This is a genomic window from Pseudomonas sp. B21128 (assembly GCF_044218865.1).
GTDB lineage: Bacteria > Pseudomonadota > Gammaproteobacteria > Pseudomonadales > Pseudomonadaceae > Aquipseudomonas > Aquipseudomonas iridis.
Genome location: NZ_CP162590.1, coordinates 5,797,899 through 5,815,425 on the forward strand (window position 1 = coordinate 5,797,899; position 17,527 = coordinate 5,815,425).

Below are 17,527 nucleotides of genomic sequence, written 5' to 3' on the forward strand. Positions count from 1 at the left end.
GCTGGCAAGCCAGCTCCCACAGTGATGGAGTCGCCCACAGATCATGTGATCACCCAAGACCTGTGGGAGCTGGCTTGCCAGCGATAGCGGTTATGCAGTCGCTACCGAAACATCAGGCTCAACCACCGCCACCAACCCCTCTTTCATCCGCTGCGCATCGCGCACAAAACACCGCGCCGCCAGAAACAGAAACATCATGGTCAGCAGCAGCGCCACCGGAATCAGGTACATCGCATCATGCAGCCCGACAGCCTTGAACGCTTCGGTCATCTGCTGCGCCCCAGCGGCCACCATCGCCGTGTGCGCGAAATGATCCGACAACGCACCCACCACCACTGGCCCCAATCCTCCGCCCAGCAAATACAAACCGGCAAAGAACAACGCCATCGCCGTGGCTCGCAGGCGCGGTTCGACCACGTCCTGGATCGCCGTGTAGACGCACGTGTAGAAGTTGTAGGCAAACAGCCAACCCAAGCTGAACACCGCAACAAACAGACCAATCTCGATCCGTCCGGCGTGCAGCGCCCACGCCGTGCACAGTGTCGAGATGATCAGGCTGAATGCCGCAAACAACAGACGACCGTTAGCCACCCGCTGGTGGATTTTGTCGGCAATCCAGCCGCCGAGGGTCAGGCCGATCAGCCCGGTCACGCCGACGATCACGCCGGTCGCCACCGCCGCTTCCTGCAACGGCATCAGGAAATAACGCTGCAGCATCGGCACCAGAAACGAGTTGCAGGCATAAGTGGCAAAGTTGAAGCACAGCCCCGCCATCACCAGCCACAGGAAGGTCGGCACAGCAAGGATCCGGCGGATCGGCTTGTCGACTTTCTCCTGCGACACCTGCACGCTTTCCGCCGCCCCGCGCTTGGGTTCCTTGATGAAAAACATGAACACCGCCAGCAGCAAGCCCGGTACGGCGGCGATAAAGAAGGGTGCACGCCAGCTGTCGAACGCCTTGACCATCCAGCCGATGGTGAAGAACGCCAAGAGCAGCCCCAACGGCAGCCCCAGCATGAAGATGCCCATGGCCCGCGCCCGGCGATGAGCCGGGAACAGATCGCCGATCAACGAGTTGGCGGCCGGCGCATAGCTGGCCTCACCAATGCCGATGCCCATGCGCACGATCAGGAAACTCCAGAAACTGCCGACCAGCCCGTTGACGGCGGTCAACGCACTCCACGTCGCCAGCCCCCACCCCATCAGTTTGCTGCGTGAACCCGTATCAGCCATGCGCCCAAGCGGCAAACCGGCGATCGCGTAAACAATGGTGAATGCCGTACCGACAATGCCCAGCTGAAAGTCGCTGAGGTGCCATTCCATGCGGATCGGTTCGATGATGATCGCCGGGATGGTGCGGTCGAAGAAGTTGAACAGGTTGGCAAGGAACAGCAGGAACAGAATGCGCCAGGCATTCGCCGCTTGGGTCGAGTTCTGCATGGGTCCGTCTCTTTATTGTTATAGGGCTTCACTGCCAACGCATCCGAGCCCGGAACCTGCAATCTAGTCAGCGCAGTGGCGGCTGTCTGTGATCATTCGTCTGCCTGATATAGGGCCATGCCACTGTAACGAAACGTAAGCCCTTGATAAGTCTGCAATCCCCCTGAATCCGGGGCTTTTCCGGCAAAACCTTGCCATAAAAAAATAGTTTCAAGCCCCCCTTCCCATTGCCGTTGCGAAGCCTAGAATGGCCGCCGGATCCGTCCGGATCTCCCGATCAATCCCTTTGATACCCTCCCCAATGTCCGAAGTCAGTCCGTGTCTGAATTGCGGTGCCTGCTGTTCCCATTTTCGCGTGTCTTTTTTCTGGGGTGAATGTGCTTCGTCCGGGGGCACCGTGCCCGATGAGCTGGTGACCCAAATCTCTCCCAGCCGGGTGGCGATGAACGGCACCGACTGCAAATCGCCGCGGTGCACCGCATTGGAGGGTGAGGTTGGCAGCACCGTGAGCTGCTCGATTTATGACAAACGCTCCAGCGCCTGTCGTGAATTCGAATCGTCTTGGGAAAACGGCGAGCAAAATGTCGATTGCGACAAGGCGCGCGCCCGTTTCGGACTGCCTCCCTTGCAACCGGACTGGGCCGAAATCCCCTTTGAGAAAATCGCCTGACCCTTAGTGCCAATCGCTATGACGCTAATGCCGAAATCATTAGCGCCAATGTGCCACTACCGCTTGCTCTCCGAAAACCGCCTCTATACTTCTGTCTTCAGCCAGCGTTAACCGCGCGGTAGGACTTGAGACACGGGGCGTGCTATGGAGTGGCTTGGTTTGCAGTTCGTTACCGAGCTGCCAGAGAGCGGGCAGGTCATTCTTGATTGCACACACAATCCCTTGCTGGTGCTGGTGGCCTATCTGGTTGCTTGCGCTGCGAGTTTTGCCACCATCGATATGGCCGAGCGGGTTGCCCACGCCGACGACCCGAGTTCGCAGCGATTGTGGCGCTGGATAGGCGCCACCTGCCTGGCCGGCGGCATCTGGGCCATGCATTTCATCGGGATGCTCGCTTTTCAGACGCCGATTGAAATCCAGTACGACCTGCCGATCACCCTGTTTTCCCTGTTGATCGCCCTGCTCGCCTCGTGGCTGGCGATGTATACGCTGAGCCACGCGCAGCCAAGCCTGGTGCTCTACCTGAAAACCGCACTGCTCATCGGCCTCGGCATCGCCGGCATGCATTACGTGGGTATGGCCGCCATGCAATCGCGGGCCACTGCGTACTACGAACCGTCGCTGTTTGCACTGTCGATTGCTATCGCCATCGGCGCCAGTTTCGCCGCGCTGTGGGTAGCCGGTTACTTGCGTGAAGGCAGTGGCATGGCGCATCAACTGCTCAAATACAGCGCGGCGCTGATTCTTGGCGCGGGCATTTTCAGCATGCATTTCACCGGGATGGCAGCCCTGCAACTGGTCTTGCCCGAGGGCAGCCTTCCCGCGACGCCCGTCGATACCAGCCAGCTGCAACTGGGCCTGACGGTCGCGCTGATCATCCTGCTGATTCTGAGCAGCGCGATCAGCGCGGCGCTGTCCGACAAGAAACTGCAGAACAAGGAAAACGACCTGCGCCGGGTCAACGCCCTGCTCAGCCAACTTGATCAGGCGCGCATGGCGCTGCAACAAGTGGCCAACTACGACGCCCTGACCAACCTGATCAACCGCCGCGGCTTCAATCAGATCTTTGCCGAGAAGCTCAGCCAGAAAACCACCGAAGGCGGCATGCTCGCGGTGATGTTTCTCGACATCGACCACTTCAAACGCATCAACGACAGCCTTGGCCACGACGCCGGCGATGCCCTGCTCAAGGCCATTGCCAATCACATCAAAGGTTCGGTGCGCAGCCATGAAGACGTGGTGGCGCGTTTCGGCGGTGACGAGTTCTGCATTCTGATCAGCCTGCGCGACCGTGAAGAGGCGCGCAACATGGCCCAGCGCATCATGGCCAAGATGAAGGAGCCGGTCGAACTGGCCGGACGCCGCATGGTGATGACCACCAGCATCGGCATCAGTTTGTTTCCTGAAGATGGCAGCACCTGCGAAGAACTGCTCAAGCACGCCGATCTGGCGCTCTATCAATCCAAGGGCGCCGGGCGCAATGGCCTGCACTTTTTCAGTGCCAGCCTGAAAAACCGCGCGACCCTCGAACTGCAACTCGAAGAAGAACTGCGCCATGCATTGCGCGAAGAAAACGGCCTGACGCTGTATTACCAACCGATCTTCGAGCTGAAAACCGGTCGGGTGACCAAGCTTGAAGCGCTGATCCGCTGGGAGCATCCGGCTCGTGGTCTGCTGACACCTGACGCTTTTATCAGCATCGCGGAAAACAATGGCCTGATTGCCGAGCTGGACAACTGGGTGCTGCGCCGGGCCTGCAAGGACCTGGGCGAGCTGTCGAAACATGGCTGCGAAGAACTGAAGATTGCCTGGAACTGTTCGCCGTTGAACCTGGCTCGCGAAGAACTGGCCGACGAAATCGAACATGCGTTGCGCACCGCGGGCGTCGCTCCGGAACGTCTGGAACTGGAAGTCACCGAAAATGCCTTGATGGGCAATATCGCCAATACCCTGGTGCTGTTACGGCAGATCCGCGCCCTCGGCGTGTCGCTGTCGATCGACGACTTCGGCACTGGCTACTCGTCACTGGCTTACCTCAAGCGCTTGCCGCTCAACACGCTGAAGATTGACCGTTCGTTCATCCTCGACATTCCCAAGGCGACGGCAGACATGGAGATCGTCCAGGCGATCATCGTCATGGCCCACACCCTGCATTTGCAGGTGGTCACCGAAGGCGTCGAAAGCCTGGAGCAGTACGAATTCCTCGAACGCTCCGGCTGCGATTTCATTCAGGGTTACTTGCTCAGCCGCCCGGTGCCGCTGGACGAGCTACGCCCGGTGCTGGAAGAAATCAATCAACGCAAACAATCACACTCGGTCAATCCGTTGATGCTGGCGCGCGGTACATTTGCACCAGTGTCGCTGGATCCTTCGCCAAAAAGCCCTGCGCCCCATGCAGGCGCATCAGTTGTGAGGCCAATCCGCTGATCGGCGTGGCCGAGCCTTGCTCGCGGGAGAATTTCACAGCGGTGTCGAGATCCTTGAGCAGCGTGCGTACGTGCCACTTCACCGGTTCGAAACGGCTCTCGGCCATTTGCGGGCCTAGGATCTGCAACGGTTTCGAATCGGCAAAACCACCGGCCAACGCTTCAGCGATCAAGCGCGCATCGACCCCGGCCTGCTCGGCCAGTGCCACCACTTCGGCGATCACCAGTGCATTGCAGGCGACGATCATCTGATTGCAGGCCTTGGTCACTTGACCGGCACCCACCCCGCCCATGTGCGTGACGCGCTGGCCAAGATTGAGCAGCACCGAGCGTACGCGCTCAAGATCTGCCGCCTCACCACCGACCATGATCGCCAGGCTGCCGGCCTCGGCGCCGACCACCCCGCCGGACACCGGAGAGTCGAGCCAGGCCATGCCGGTTTGACTCAGTAATTGCGCAGCCATCTCTCGAGTGGCCGTAGGTTCGAGGCTGGAAAAATCCACCAGCAACTGGCCGCCCTTCGCGCCCTCGGCGACACCGGCCGGGCCAAACACCGCCTCGCGGACCACGGCGGTATCCGCCAGGCACGTCATCACCACGTCGGCGTGTTCGCACAGCTCGGAAGGGCTGGCGACCTGTCGGGCGCCGGCCGCGACCAGTGGCGCGCACTTGGCCGGATTGCGGTTCCACACCGTCAGCGGATAACCCGCCGCCAGCAGGCGTCGGCACATCGGCAGGCCCATCAGGCCAATTCCGGCAAATCCCAACGAAGGTAGCGATGACATCATTTAGCCTCCTTTTGATTAAAGATCGCCGAATAATGGCCGATTCATCAACGATCAGGAAAGGATTCCCCCCAGCGACAGTCAGGCCAAGTCCCTGACGCTCGGGCCAAATTCGCGCAAAAAAGACGCGACAGCTTATTTCGTGAGGTTCGATGACACTCAGTCACCGGACCAATCCAGTCCAGGTACATGGCGCACAATGACTTCTAAAAATAATCCCGCCACAGCGGTATCCGATCTGACCTTGAGCCCGGCCGCCATCAGCCCGTCATCGTCCAAGCCATTGGTTCCCTCACGCCCGCTGTCGACCCAGCAATACCTGTACTTCACCGAAACCAACACCGACCGCATCCTCGACAACCTCGACGGTTTGCGCGACATGGTGTTCCCGCGCCCGCCGCACCTGGAAGGCGACAACGAGCAGCACAGTGATCAGGAATTTCCGTCGGTGTGCCTGATCGGCCTCGGTCGCTGCGGCTCCAACATCGCCCTTGATGTGGCGGAGTTGGTGTACAACGCGCGCAAGTTCTACCTCAATGAATTCAACAACGAAGACCGTGCAGCCGACCGGCGTTCGGCCGACAAGGGCTACAGCCCGGCGCAGTGGATCAAAAACAACCTGCGACTTGGCACCAGCAAAGCGAGCAAACCGGTGTTCCTGGTGGAACCGCTGGTGATGCTCGGCGACCTCGACAAGGACATCGCCGGACGCATCCGTTTCTCGCGCAAGAGCGAAAAGAGCGGCTTCCTGCGCGACTACAGCAAAATGAAAATCATGGACTTGTCCGAAGTCCACGCCGGTGGCGCCGGTAACGCGCCGATCCTCGGCCAGTATCTGGCGAAGATCATCCTCAACAAGGACACCCAGCGCTTCTCCAGCCCTGACTGGAAAATGATCCACTCGTACCTGATCGACAGCTGCGGCATCAAGGCCAACCAGTCGCGCCTGTACTTTTCGATCTTCAGTGCCGGCGGCGGTACGGGGTCGGGCATGGCCTCGGAATTTGGCCTGGCCCAGCAGCACTCGTACATGAACAAGACGTTCGACACCAAACCGATGGACGAACACGACGGCAAAAGCGGTCATTCGTTCGTGTTTGAACCGATCTTCACCAGCGGCATCTGTGTGCTGCCGAACATTTCCGATCACCGCAGCGAAATGTCCGAGGCGCTGCACATCAACGCCGGTCGTCTGCTGTGCAAATACCTTTCGGAAGAATGGGATTTCTCCTACAACTTCGCCAATGAAGACAGCAGCGAAGCCAGCGTCATGGGCCGTATCCGCCCATGGAACGCGATGATGCTGATCTCCAACGACATCATGCGTTACGCCGAAGAGAACGATGACGGCAACATCCAGAACATTGATGTCAATGCGATGGAGAAACACGCCAACCAGTACATCTCGCAGCAGATCTTCAACATTCTGACGGCGCAGGCAGTCACCACCGACTACGACCAGAACTACTTCCGTCGCGCCGGCATCGACATCGGCGAGACCATTCGCCTCGACGCCAACGACCTGTTCATGAGCCTCGCCGGCCCGGTGTCGATCGCCTACGCCGAATCGGTGGTGCCGGAAACCCCGCCACCGAGCAGCGACAAATTCAAGGTGTTCGATAAAGAGCCGCAGCGACTGAACATCGACGACTTGTTCTTCCGTTCGATCGACCTGCCGCACTTCAACAAAGTCACTCAGGCCATCGAAGGCATCAGCCTGTTGCCGATCGAGTCCAAGCGCTATCGTGCCTCGCTCGAGCAGTACAAGAATTCCGGCTACGACGCCGCTGCCCTGCACGACCTGCATTTCTTCAAGAACTGCTCGTCGGTCGTCTCGATCGTTTCACTGCCCAAAGACTACAAGCTGTCATACATGGATCTGAACCGGTTGAAGACGCACCTCAACAGCCTGTTCCCCAATACCACGCTCAAGCGCTACGCACTGGTGATCGGCGCCTCGGCCAACCTGTCGCTCACCACCTTGATCGCCAAGAGCCCGTGCCTGTCGGACGATTTCCTGACCCTGATCGTCGCGTTCATCAAACGCTGCTTTGCGAAAAACCCGTACCGTTTCGACGAGACGCTGGATAACTCGATCCTCGACTTCATCATCAATGAAGAATTCGACGAAGACCGCATCGACGAACTGCTCAACGAGTTCGAAAACCCGGCGAAGATCCTCGACACCAACTGGTACGCGATCAAACCGATGTACGAAAAGAAGTACCGCGAACTGATCAACGATAAAGAGAAGTTTGTCTCGATCAACGACATTCGCCTGTCGCGTGATTGCGTGAAGAAGTCGATCAAGTACCTGCGCGAGATCTACCGTCACCGGATTGGCAAGACCAAGGTTATTTCGCTGAATAACCATACCGGGAAGTCGTTTACGGTCTGACTCCAGACCGAGTTGCCGCAATCGCTGGCAAGCCAGCTCCCACAGGTTTTGGGTCGTGCGCAGGTTGTGTGTTCAACACCGACCCTGTGGGAGCTGGCTTGCCAGCGATGAGGCCATCAAATTCACTGAAAATATCAGCCGATCCAACATCCAGAAACAATTAAGCAGCCATCAGGCGGCTTCCTAAACTGTGCTCGTTACGTTTACGTCACCGTTATGCCACCCCTGCCTGTGGCGAATCTCTACGGCAACGTGCCATCACGCTACTCGGCTACACACTTTCTTTGAATGATGTCGCGCACCAACAAGGTGCGACCGCTTATTCGCCTGCCCTTTCCTGGATCAAAATCCACGGGCTGACCACCACGGCCCACAGCACCGGGTCACGCTCGAAAAGATCCAGCGCCCGCGATTCAGACAGCTTGGCGACTTTGTCTTCGGCCAGCCAGGCAGCGACTTTCTCGCCTTCATCCGAGGCCACGGCTTCGGCGGCGGCGATCAGATCCAGGCCCGGGTCGACCCACAATAGGGCACCCTTGGCGAAGAACGGCTCCAGCTCTTTCCAGGTAATAGATGCGGTTTCACCAAGCAGCTTGGCATAGAGGGTGCTAGGTTCTTGGTTCATGGGTTCTGTCCGGAAAAGAAATCGACGCGAATAATAACGTCGGTGGTCCGTCAGAAAAACCCGGTTGCAAAAAGCTGCACCGAACGAAAAGCGCAGGAAGGCCAAGGAATGCTGTTGATTGGGATATAAACCCACGAACGCCCCGCCGCAATTCTGTCTTTTTCATTCAAAAATGCGACACCCTCAAGTTTTGTCCCTCGGCGCCTGCTTCCCAGGCCAACAACCGGCGCTCTACACTGTACCGGTACAGTTGCCGAGGGCATTTCCGGAAGGTATCGCAAAGATATCTGACCCGGTTCTGCTGCTACGGCGCCAGAACTCAAAAAAAAATTACAACAGTAAGAGTGGAGCACTATGACTAAGGCTACTAAGCAGATTTCCAAACTGTTTGCCGCTATGGTTCTGGCCGGGGTTGCCAGCCATTCGTTCGCAGCTGACACCATCAAGATCGGTATCGCCGGTCCCAAGACCGGTCCAGTAGCCCAGTACGGCGACATGCAGTTCAGTGGCGCGAAAATGGCCATCGAACAGATCAACGCCAAGGGCGGCGTCGACGGCAAGAACCTCGAAGCCGTTGAATACGACGATGCCTGCGATCCAAAACAAGCGGTAGCGGTTGCGAACAAGGTCGTCAACGACGGCGTCAAGTTCGTGGTCGGTCACCTGTGCTCCAGCTCCACTCAACCGGCTTCGGACATCTACGAAGACGAAGGCGTGATCATGATCACCCCGGCTGCCACCAGCCCGGACATCACCGCCCGTGGTTACAAAATGATCTTCCGTACTATCGGTCTGGACAGCGCCCAGGGCCCTGCCGCCGGTAACTACATCGCTGATCACGTCAAACCGAAAATCGTCGGTGTGCTGCACGACAAGCAGCAGTACGGTGAAGGCATCGCCACTGCCGTCAAATCGACCCTTGAGAAGAAAGGCACCAAAGTTGCCGTGTTCGAAGGCGTCAACGCCGGCGACAAGGACTTCTCGGCGATCATTGCCAAACTCAAGCAAGCCAACGTTGACTTCGTTTACTACGGCGGCTACCACCCGGAGCTGGGCCTGATCCTGCGCCAGGCTCAGGAAAAAGGCCTGAAAGCCAAGTTCATGGGTCCGGAAGGCGTGGGTAACGACTCGATCACCCAGATCGCCAAAGACGCTGCCGAAGGCCTGCTGGTGACCCTGCCGAAATCCTTCGACCAGGACCCTGCCAACATCGCCCTGGCGGATGCATTCAAGGCGAAGAAAGAAGACCCGAGCGGCCCGTTCGTGTTCCCGTCCTACTCGGCCGTGACCCTGATCGCCGAAGGCATCAAGGCTGCCAAGTCCGAAGACCCGACCAAAGTGGCGGAAGCCATCCACGCCGGCACCTTCAAGACCCCGACTGGCGACCTGAGCTACGACGCCAAGGGCGACCTCAAGGACTTCAAATTCGTCGTCTACGAGTGGCACAACGGCAAACCTAAAACTGAAGTTTCGCCTCAGTAAGGCATTGCCAAACTGACTGCCAATAAAGCCCACGGCGTGCCGTGGGCTTTGTTTTACGAATGTATAGGGCCGCGCTGGCGTGATCCGCCAGTCTCCCCACCTGAAAATCTCAAAACCGTCATCAGCGGTTCGCTGGCAAAACCCGGATTCGAAGTGGATAAAGATCCACGGGGCCGGGCGGGAAAATGACTCCACCAGTGAAATGCGTATCAGGTTTTTAGGAGCGCTGTAATGCCTGACATCTATCACTTCTTCCAACAGCTGGTTAACGGCCTGAACGTTGGCAGCATGTATGCCCTGATCGCCATCGGCTACACGATGGTTTACGGCATCATTGGAATGATCAACTTCGCCCACGGCGAGGTGTACATGATTGGCTCCTACGTGGCGTTCATCGCCATCGCCGGGCTCACCATGATGGGACTCGACAGTGTTCCGCTGTTGATGACGGCGGCGTTCATCGCCAGCATCGTCGTGACCAGTTCCTACGGTTACAGCATCGAACGGATCGCCTACCGCCCCCTGCGCGGCAGCAACCGTCTGATCCCGCTGATTTCCGCCATCGGTATGTCGATCTTCCTGCAGAACACGGTTCTGCTGGCGCAAGACTCCAAGGACAAAGCTATCCCCAACCTGATTCCGGGCAACATCGTCTTCGGGCCAGGTGGCGCACAAGAAGTGCTGATTTCCTACATGCAGATCGTGGTGTTCGTGGTCACGTTGATCGCCATGCTCGGCCTGACACTGTTCATCTCTCGCTCTCGTCTGGGTCGCGCCTGTCGCGCCTGTGCCGAAGACATCAAGATGGCCAACCTGCTCGGCATCAACACCAACAACATCATCGCCCTGACCTTCGTCATTGGTGCTGCGCTGGCGGCCGTCGCGGCTGTGCTGCTGAGCATGCAATACGGGGTGATCAACCCGAACGCCGGTTTCCTCGTCGGCCTCAAAGCCTTCACCGCCGCGGTACTGGGCGGGATCGGCAGCATCCCCGGCGCCATGCTCGGCGGGTTGGTGCTTGGGGTGGCGGAAGCTTTCGGTGCCGATATCTTCGGCGACCAGTACAAGGACGTCGTGGCTTTCGGCTTGTTGGTTCTGGTGCTGTTGTTCCGTCCGACCGGCATTCTGGGCCGTCCGGAGGTTGAGAAAGTATGACTAGGAATCTGAAACAGGCACTGTTCAGTGCCTTGCTGGTGTGGGCCGTGGCCTACCCGGTACTGGGTCTGAAACTGACCATCGTCGGCATCAATCTGGAAGTGCACAACACCAGCACGGCTGTTCTGGCGACCATCGCCATCTGCTCGGTGCTGATGTTCCTGCGCGTGCTGTTCAACCAGCAGATCAGCAAGGCCTGGCGTTCCTCGCCGGGCATGCCGCTGATCCCGGCCAAGGCCAGCAACTTCCTGACCCTGCCGACCACCCAGCGCTATTTCATCATTGCGCTGATCCTGCTGGCGCTGGTATGGCCGTTCTTCGGCTCCCGTGGCGCGGTGGACATTGCAACGCTGATCCTGATCTACGTGATGCTCGGCCTGGGCCTGAATATCGTCGTCGGTCTGGCCGGTCTGCTCGACCTTGGTTACGTCGGCTTCTACGCCGTCGGCGCCTACAGCTACGCGCTGTTGTCGCACTACTACGGCCTGAGTTTCTGGATCTGCCTGCCGATTGCCGGTCTGATGGCGGCGACGTTCGGCTTCCTGCTGGGCTTCCCGGTATTGCGTTTGCGCGGCGACTATCTGGCGATCGTGACCCTCGGCTTCGGCGAGATCATCCGTCTGTTCCTGCGTAACCTGACCGACATCACCGGTGGCCCGAACGGCATCAGCAACATCGACAAGCCAACGTTCTTCGGTCTGACCTTCGAACGCAAAGCCGCAGAAGGAATGCAAACCTTCCACGAGTATTTCGGCCTGCAGTACAATTCGATCAACAAGGTGATCTTCCTTTACCTCGTTGCCCTGTTGCTGGCGCTGGCGGCACTGTTCGTCATCAACCGCCTGCTGCGCATGCCGATCGGCCGTGCGTGGGAAGCGCTGCGTGAAGACGAAATCGCTTGCCGCGCGCTGGGTCTCAACCCAACCGTGATCAAGCTTTCCGCGTTCACCCTCGGTGCTGCGTTCGCCGGTTTTGCCGGCAGCTTCTTCGCCGCCCGCCAAGGCCTGGTGACACCGGAGTCGTTCACCTTCATCGAGTCGGCGATCATTCTCGCCATCGTCGTGTTGGGTGGCATGGGCTCGCAGCTGGGCGTAATCCTCGCTGCCGTGGTGATGATCCTGTTGCCGGAAATGATGCGTGAGTTCAGCGAGTACCGCATGTTGATGTTCGGTGCCCTGATGGTGTTGATGATGATCTGGCGTCCACAAGGTCTGCTGCCGATGCAACGCCCACACATGGAGTTGCGAAAATGAGCCGCGAGATCCTTAAAGTTGAAAACCTGAGCATGCGCTTCGGCGGCTTGCTGGCGGTCAACGGCGTGGCCCTGACCGTGAAGGAAAAACAGGTGGTTGCATTGATCGGGCCGAACGGCGCGGGCAAGACCACCGTGTTCAACTGCCTGACCGGTTTCTACCAGCCTAGCGGCGGCAGCATCCTGCTCGACGGCGAGCCGATTCAGGGCCTGCCGGGCCACAAGATCGCCCTCAAAGGCGTGGTGCGCACCTTCCAGAACGTGCGGTTGTTCAAGGACATGACGGCGGTCGAGAACCTGTTGATCGCCCAGCACCGTCACCTGAACACCAACTTCCTGTCCGGCCTGTTCAAGACCCCGGCGTTCCGCAAAAGCGAGCGCGAGGCGATGGAATTTGCCGAGTACTGGCTGGATAAGGTCAACCTCAAAGAGTTTGCCAACCGCACTGCCGGCACCCTGGCGTACGGTCAGCAACGTCGTCTGGAAATCGCCCGCTGCATGATGACCCGTCCGCGGATCCTCATGCTCGACGAACCGGCCGCCGGCCTGAACCCGAAGGAAACCGAAGACCTCAAAGCGCTGATCAGCATGCTGCGTGAAGAGCACAACGTCACCGTGCTGCTGATCGAGCACGACATGAAACTGGTCATGAGCATTTCCGACCACATCGTTGTGATCAACCAGGGCACGCCTCTGGCCGACGGCACGCCGGAACAGATCCGCGACAATCCTGAAGTGATCAAAGCCTACCTGGGGGAAGCGTAAATGCTGCAGTTCGAAAACGTTTCCACCTTCTACGGCAAGATCCAGGCCCTGCACAGCGTCAACGTCGAAGTCCGTCAGGGCGAGATCGTGACCCTGATCGGCGCCAACGGTGCCGGCAAGTCCACCCTGCTGATGACGCTGTGCGGTTCGCCGCAAGCGCACAGCGGTAGCATCCGCTACATGGGTGAGGAACTGATCGGCCAGGACTCGTCGCAGATCATGCGCAAGAGCATTGCCGTGGTCCCGGAAGGTCGTCGGGTGTTTGCCCGTCTGACCGTCGAAGAAAACCTCGCCATGGGCGGATTCTTCACCGACAAGGGCGACTATCAGGAACAGATGGACAAGGTTCTCGGACTTTTCCCACGCCTGAAAGAACGCTTTGCCCAACGCGGCGGCACCATGTCCGGTGGCGAACAGCAAATGCTCGCCATCGGCCGTGCGCTGATGAGCAAGCCGAAACTGCTGCTGCTCGACGAGCCGTCGCTGGGTCTGGCACCGATCATCATCCAGCAGATCTTCGACATCATCGAACAGCTGCGCAAGGACGGTGTGACGGTGTTCCTGGTCGAGCAGAACGCCAACCAGGCGCTGAAAATCGCCGACCGCGCGTACGTTCTGGAGAACGGCCGCGTGGTGATGCAAGGCACCGGTGAAGCGCTGCTGACCGACCCGAAAGTGCGTGAGGCGTACCTCGGCGGTTGAGTCATCGCGGTAAATAAAAAACGGCCTTCGGGCCGTTTTTTTTTACCCACCATAACCCCGAGTTCACCCTGCATCCCTGTGGGAGCGAGCTTGCTTGCGAAGGCGTTGTGTCAGACACCATTGATGTAGATGACACACCGCATTCACGAGCAAGCTCGCTCCCACCATGGATTGCAGTGTCCGAAGGTTTTCTCGAAAAAACTTTGCACTGCGCTGTAACGCATCGCCATGTGGTTTCTCTAGAGGGGCAAGCAAGCGCATTTCGCTTGTAAAACCCAAGCTGAATCTGGAGAAACACCATGACTGCTACCACCCGCACCCTGTCCGCCACCGCACTGGTTCTGGCCCTTGGTTCCGCGCTGAGCATCGCTAGCGTTTCGACCGCTCAAGCTGCCGACACCAAAATGGAAAAATGCTTCGGCGTGGCATTGAAAGGCAAGAACGATTGCGCTGCGGGCGCTGGTACCACTTGTGCCGGCACCTCGAAAATGGATGACCAGGCCAACGCCTGGAAACTCGTTCCGGCAGGCACCTGCGCCACCACCGAGAGCAAAACCTCGCCGACCGGTTTCGGTCAGATGACCGAGTTCAAAGCCAAGTCCTGATCTGCCACCTGCCTGAGTGACGATCATGTTCACACCCCACGATCATGCCCTCCCCCGCACTCAGGCAGCCTGCGCAGCGCTCCCGCCCCGTGCCGGGCTGGGGCTCAAGACCGGGCACTTTCGCGAAGTGCTCGGTTCGCAGCCGGACGTCGGCTTTTTTGAAGTCCACGCCGAAAACTACATGGTTGCCGGCGGTCCGTTTCATCATTTTCTCGGTTCGATCCGCGAGCAATATCCGTTGTCGCTGCACGGTGTCGGACTGTCCATCGGCGCTGAAGGGCCACTGGATACTCAGCATTTGCAGCGTCTGTGCGAGTTGATCGAGCGCTATCAACCGCAATCCTTCTCCGAACATCTGGCATGGTCGAGCCATGGCCCGGTGTTCCTCAATGACCTGTTGCCGCTGGCGTATGACGAGCCGACGCTGAAGCGTGTTTGCGAGCATATCGACCAAGTGCAGAACACCCTCAAACGCCCCATGCTGCTGGAGAATCCAGCGACGTATCTGGCCTTCCGGCATTCGACCATCGACGAAGCAGATTTCATTGCCGAAGTGATCCGTCGCAGCGGCTGCGGTTTGCTGCTCGACGTCAACAATGTCTACGTGTCGTGCGTGAATCATCAGCGCGATCCCCTGGCCTACCTCGATGCGTTGCCGTTGCACGCGGTCGGCGAAATTCATCTGGCCGGTTTTGCCGAAGATTGCGACAGCCTCGGCGATCGCTTGTTGATCGACGATCACGGCGCGCCCATTGATCCAGCGGTCTGGGATTTGTATCGCCAGGTGCTGGAACGCATTGGCCCGGTGGCGACGCTGATCGAGCGTGACAATCAGGTGCCGCCGCTCAACGTATTGCTGGCCGAGGCGCAGCAGGCCGATGAGTTGTTGCAGCGTGCGAGGCGTTCGTCATGAGCACTCACGCCGCCTTCTGCGCCGCGCTGCTCAACGCTGGATCGCCCTGCCCCGAAGGTTTGTGCAGTGCCAACGGCGCCGATCCTGAGAGCCGTTTCGCGGTGTATCGCAACAACGTGCAGCGTTCGTTGATCAACGCGCTGGCGGACAGTTACCCGGTGGTCATGCAATTGGTAGGCGAGGCATTCTTTCGCGCCATGGCGGCCATTTTCGTCCAGGGCCAGCCGCCGCAAAGTCCGTTGATGAGCCGTTACGGCGAAGATTTTGCGGATTTCATAGCCGCGTTTGAACCAGCCTGCAGCGTGCCCTATCTGGCCGACATCGCGCGCCTGGAACACTTGCGCACCCGCGCCTACCACGCCGCCGATGCCGAGCCAGTGCGCCCGGAACAGATCACCGCCCCCCTGAACGCCCCGCAGGTATTGAGCGAGCTGCGTTTCGAACTGCATCCGTCCCTGCACCTGCTTGATTCAGCCTATGCCGTGGTTGCGATCTGGGCGGCGCACCAGCAGGAGGCAACACTCGCCGGCATCGACATCAGCCGTGAACAGCACGCTCTGGTACTGCGCAACGGCCTGGAGGTTGAAGTGTTTGCGCTCGAGCCCGGCGCCAGCACGTTCATTCGCCATTTGATCGAAGGCCAGCCACTGCTGGCGGCGGCAGAAAACAGTCCGCCATTCGATCTGGCCCAAACCCTCGGTCTGCTGATCGCGCACAACGCCATCACTCATCTGACATTCAAGGAACAGCCATGAATAACCTGATCATCCGCGCCATCGCACTGCTGGAAAAAATCCCCCACAGCCTGATCGCTTTACTTGCACGCTTCTCGATTGCGGCGGTGTTCTGGAAATCCGGGCAAACCAAGGTCGAAGGCCTGGCCATCGATCTGATCGACGGCACCTTTCACTTGGGCTGGCCACGCTTGGCCGGCTCGACGATTCCGCTATTCGAAAGCGAGTACCACGTGCCGCTGCTTTCGCCCAAAATCGCCGCGCACATGGCCGCGTTTGCTGAGCATTTCTTTCCTGTTCTGATCCTGATCGGTTTCGCTACACGCTTTTCGGCGTTGGCGTTGCTGGGCATGACCCTGACCATTCAGTTGTTTGTGTACCCGGATGCATACCCGACCCACGGCACCTGGGCGGCGGTGTTGCTTTACTTGATGGCAACCGGGCCGGGCAAGCTCTCGATCGATCACCTGATCGCCCGCCGATTCGCAAGCTGAGCAATTGCGTGTGGGCGCGAGCCTGCTCGCGAATACGATTTCACATTCAGCCAATGTGTTGCGCCATGTACAGCTTTCGCGAGCAGGCTCGCTCCCACGGAATTAGCGCTGAAGGCGATCGAGCGCTTCGCCACTGCGCTTGAACCAACCGATCAAATAGTCCGCCAACACCTGCGTGCGTTTAGGCAACCCGCCTTGATACGGGTGTACCAGGTACATCGGCATGCGCCGGGTCTGGTAGTCGCGCAGGAGCCAGCGCAATCGCCCGTCAGCCAATTCTTCTTGCAGCAGGTACGACGGCAACCGGGCGATGCCGGCGCCGGTGAGAGCGGCTTTCTTGAGCAGATTGTAATGGTTGCTGGCGAACGGTCCCGACACCCGCACCCGCAGTAATTCGTGTTGCTGGTGGTACAACCATTCCTCGCGACCGCTGTAATGGCTGTTGAGCAAACAGCGATGTTCGGCCAGCGCCTGGGGCGTCATTGGCTCGCCGAAGCGCTCGAGATAGTCAGGACTGGCACACGTCATTTCCTGCCAGGCCAGCAGCGGTTTGGCCACCAGTCGTTCGTCATTGGCGACTTCGCTACGAATCGCCAGGTCAAACCCATCCCGCGAAAGATCGCGATAGCTGTTGTTCAGTTCCAGCTCGATCTGCACCTCAGGGTATTGCTGTGAGAAATCCAGCAGCAGACCGTCGAAGAAGGTTTCCCCCAGCGAAACCGGAACCGTCATACGCACCGGGCCGGCCATGTCGTCCTTCAACCGCGCCAATGCCTGACGTGCCCTTTCCACTTGGACTACAAGTGCCTGCGCCTGTGGCAACAATGCCGCACCGGCGGCGGTCAGGCTCAAACGTCGGGTCGTACGCTGTAGCAGGACCACGGAAAACCGCGCTTCCAGCTGACTGATGCGCTTGGACAACTGGCCTTTGCTGCAACCCAGTTGCTGCGCTGCCAAAGTGAAACTGCCAGCTTCGATCAACACGGCAAACGCGGCCAGATCATCCATTTCGCTCACAGATTGTTTCCATTTGAAAACCAAAGGTTGCCCATTAGCGCGTTTATCCGCAGAAAAAACCACT

General features: G+C 58.8%; 16 protein-coding genes. 12 read left to right on the forward strand and 4 right to left on the reverse strand.

Annotation, left to right across the window (positions count from 1 at the left end; translation table 11 throughout):
* Window positions 1–90: 90 nt before the first annotated feature.
* Complete coding sequence (locus AB4P91_RS26195; protein WP_395603996.1) at window positions 91–1,440, reverse strand: spinster family MFS transporter; 1,350 nt, start codon at window positions 1,438–1,440, stop codon at window positions 91–93.
* 301 nt (window positions 1,441–1,741) lie between these two features.
* On the opposite strand from AB4P91_RS26195, the gene AB4P91_RS26200 reads away from it, so the two are divergent.
* Window positions 1,742–2,110 (forward strand): YkgJ family cysteine cluster protein, encoded by a 369-nt coding sequence (locus tag AB4P91_RS26200; protein ID WP_150597348.1) that lies wholly within the window; start codon window positions 1,742–1,744, stop codon window positions 2,108–2,110.
* A gap of 144 nt (window positions 2,111–2,254) precedes the next feature.
* Window positions 2,255–4,537 (forward strand): putative bifunctional diguanylate cyclase/phosphodiesterase, encoded by a 2,283-nt coding sequence (locus AB4P91_RS26205; RefSeq protein WP_395603997.1) that lies wholly within the window; start codon window positions 2,255–2,257, stop codon window positions 4,535–4,537.
* On the opposite strand, the gene AB4P91_RS26210 is transcribed toward AB4P91_RS26205, so the two are convergent.
* Entirely contained in the window at window positions 4,428–5,324 is an 897-nt protein-coding gene (locus AB4P91_RS26210) for an NAD(P)-dependent oxidoreductase (protein ID WP_395603998.1), read from the reverse strand. The two genes, AB4P91_RS26205 and AB4P91_RS26210, sit on opposite strands and share 110 nt — an antisense overlap.
* A 196-nt stretch (window positions 5,325–5,520) precedes the next feature.
* Between AB4P91_RS26210 and AB4P91_RS26215 the strand changes: the two genes are divergently transcribed.
* Window positions 5,521–7,719, forward strand: a complete 2,199-nt coding sequence (locus AB4P91_RS26215; protein ID WP_395603999.1) for a hypothetical protein — start codon at window positions 5,521–5,523, stop codon at window positions 7,717–7,719.
* Between the two features lie 319 nt (window positions 7,720–8,038).
* On the opposite strand, the gene AB4P91_RS26220 is transcribed toward AB4P91_RS26215, so the two are convergent.
* Window positions 8,039–8,344 carry a DUF2288 domain-containing protein gene (locus AB4P91_RS26220; protein WP_150594437.1) on the reverse strand — a complete coding sequence of 102 codons (306 nt, stop codon included), beginning with the start codon at window positions 8,342–8,344 and terminating at the stop codon, window positions 8,039–8,041.
* A 354-nt stretch (window positions 8,345–8,698) separates the two neighbouring features.
* Between AB4P91_RS26220 and AB4P91_RS26225 the strand changes: the two genes are divergently transcribed.
* The 9 genes from AB4P91_RS26225 (at window position 8,699) to AB4P91_RS26265 (ending at window position 16,446) form a co-directional block, all read left to right on the forward strand.
* Window positions 8,699–9,826 (forward strand): branched-chain amino acid ABC transporter substrate-binding protein, encoded by a 1,128-nt coding sequence (locus AB4P91_RS26225; protein ID WP_047300025.1) that lies wholly within the window; start codon window positions 8,699–8,701, stop codon window positions 9,824–9,826.
* Window positions 9,827–10,057: 231 nt separating this feature from the next.
* Window positions 10,058–10,981 carry a high-affinity branched-chain amino acid ABC transporter permease LivH gene (livH, locus tag AB4P91_RS26230; RefSeq protein ID WP_042557991.1) on the forward strand — a complete coding sequence of 308 codons (924 nt, stop codon included), beginning with the start codon at window positions 10,058–10,060 and terminating at the stop codon, window positions 10,979–10,981.
* Window positions 10,978–12,234, forward strand: a complete 1,257-nt coding sequence (locus AB4P91_RS26235) for a high-affinity branched-chain amino acid ABC transporter permease LivM (protein WP_042557990.1) — start codon at window positions 10,978–10,980, stop codon at window positions 12,232–12,234. Before livH ends, AB4P91_RS26235 begins: the two co-directional genes overlap by 4 nt.
* Window positions 12,231–12,998 carry a high-affinity branched-chain amino acid ABC transporter ATP-binding protein LivG gene (livG, locus tag AB4P91_RS26240; RefSeq protein WP_042557989.1) on the forward strand — a complete coding sequence of 256 codons (768 nt, stop codon included), beginning with the start codon at window positions 12,231–12,233 and terminating at the stop codon, window positions 12,996–12,998. Before AB4P91_RS26235 ends, livG begins: the two co-directional genes overlap by 4 nt.
* Window positions 12,999–13,700 (forward strand): ABC transporter ATP-binding protein, encoded by a 702-nt coding sequence (locus tag AB4P91_RS26245; protein ID WP_042557988.1) that lies wholly within the window; start codon window positions 12,999–13,001, stop codon window positions 13,698–13,700.
* 299 nt (window positions 13,701–13,999) lie between these two features.
* Entirely contained in the window at window positions 14,000–14,305 is a 306-nt protein-coding gene (locus AB4P91_RS26250; RefSeq protein WP_150594438.1) for a DUF2282 domain-containing protein, read from the forward strand.
* Between the two features lie 25 nt (window positions 14,306–14,330).
* Entirely contained in the window at window positions 14,331–15,218 is an 888-nt protein-coding gene (locus AB4P91_RS26255; RefSeq protein ID WP_395604000.1) for a DUF692 domain-containing protein, read from the forward strand.
* Window positions 15,215–15,973 carry a DUF2063 domain-containing protein gene (locus tag AB4P91_RS26260; RefSeq protein ID WP_395604001.1) on the forward strand — a complete coding sequence of 253 codons (759 nt, stop codon included), beginning with the start codon at window positions 15,215–15,217 and terminating at the stop codon, window positions 15,971–15,973. Before AB4P91_RS26255 ends, AB4P91_RS26260 begins: the two co-directional genes overlap by 4 nt.
* Window positions 15,970–16,446: a DoxX family protein gene (locus AB4P91_RS26265; RefSeq protein WP_395604002.1), complete on the forward strand. Its 477-nt coding sequence runs from the start codon at window positions 15,970–15,972 to the stop codon at window positions 16,444–16,446. Before AB4P91_RS26260 ends, AB4P91_RS26265 begins: the two co-directional genes overlap by 4 nt.
* Before the next feature lie 102 nt (window positions 16,447–16,548).
* Here AB4P91_RS26265 and AB4P91_RS26270 read toward each other — a convergent pair whose 3' ends face one another.
* The gene (locus AB4P91_RS26270; RefSeq protein ID WP_150687778.1) at window positions 16,549–17,463 is read right to left on the reverse strand and encodes a LysR family transcriptional regulator; all 915 of its coding nucleotides are present in this window, start codon (window positions 17,461–17,463) and stop codon (window positions 16,549–16,551) included.
* Window positions 17,464–17,527 lie beyond the last annotated feature (64 nt).

Coding starts and splice junctions, on each gene's coding strand:
- AB4P91_RS26195 (WP_395603996.1), bottom strand. CDS start 1,440: ATGCAGAACTCGACCCAAGCGGCGAATGCCTGGCGCATTCTGTTCCTG.
- AB4P91_RS26200 (WP_150597348.1), top strand. CDS start 1,742: ATGTCCGAAGTCAGTCCGTGTCTGAATTGCGGTGCCTGCTGTTCCCAT.
- AB4P91_RS26205 (WP_395603997.1), top strand. CDS start 2,255: ATGGAGTGGCTTGGTTTGCAGTTCGTTACCGAGCTGCCAGAGAGCGGG.
- AB4P91_RS26210 (WP_395603998.1), bottom strand. CDS start 5,324: ATGATGTCATCGCTACCTTCGTTGGGATTTGCCGGAATTGGCCTGATG.
- AB4P91_RS26215 (WP_395603999.1), top strand. CDS start 5,521: ATGACTTCTAAAAATAATCCCGCCACAGCGGTATCCGATCTGACCTTG.
- AB4P91_RS26220 (WP_150594437.1), bottom strand. CDS start 8,344: ATGAACCAAGAACCTAGCACCCTCTATGCCAAGCTGCTTGGTGAAACC.
- AB4P91_RS26225 (WP_047300025.1), top strand. CDS start 8,699: ATGACTAAGGCTACTAAGCAGATTTCCAAACTGTTTGCCGCTATGGTT.
- livH (WP_042557991.1), top strand. CDS start 10,058: ATGCCTGACATCTATCACTTCTTCCAACAGCTGGTTAACGGCCTGAAC.
- AB4P91_RS26235 (WP_042557990.1), top strand. CDS start 10,978: ATGACTAGGAATCTGAAACAGGCACTGTTCAGTGCCTTGCTGGTGTGG.
- livG (WP_042557989.1), top strand. CDS start 12,231: ATGAGCCGCGAGATCCTTAAAGTTGAAAACCTGAGCATGCGCTTCGGC.
- AB4P91_RS26245 (WP_042557988.1), top strand. CDS start 12,999: ATGCTGCAGTTCGAAAACGTTTCCACCTTCTACGGCAAGATCCAGGCC.
- AB4P91_RS26250 (WP_150594438.1), top strand. CDS start 14,000: ATGACTGCTACCACCCGCACCCTGTCCGCCACCGCACTGGTTCTGGCC.
- AB4P91_RS26255 (WP_395604000.1), top strand. CDS start 14,331: ATGTTCACACCCCACGATCATGCCCTCCCCCGCACTCAGGCAGCCTGC.
- AB4P91_RS26260 (WP_395604001.1), top strand. CDS start 15,215: ATGAGCACTCACGCCGCCTTCTGCGCCGCGCTGCTCAACGCTGGATCG.
- AB4P91_RS26265 (WP_395604002.1), top strand. CDS start 15,970: ATGAATAACCTGATCATCCGCGCCATCGCACTGCTGGAAAAAATCCCC.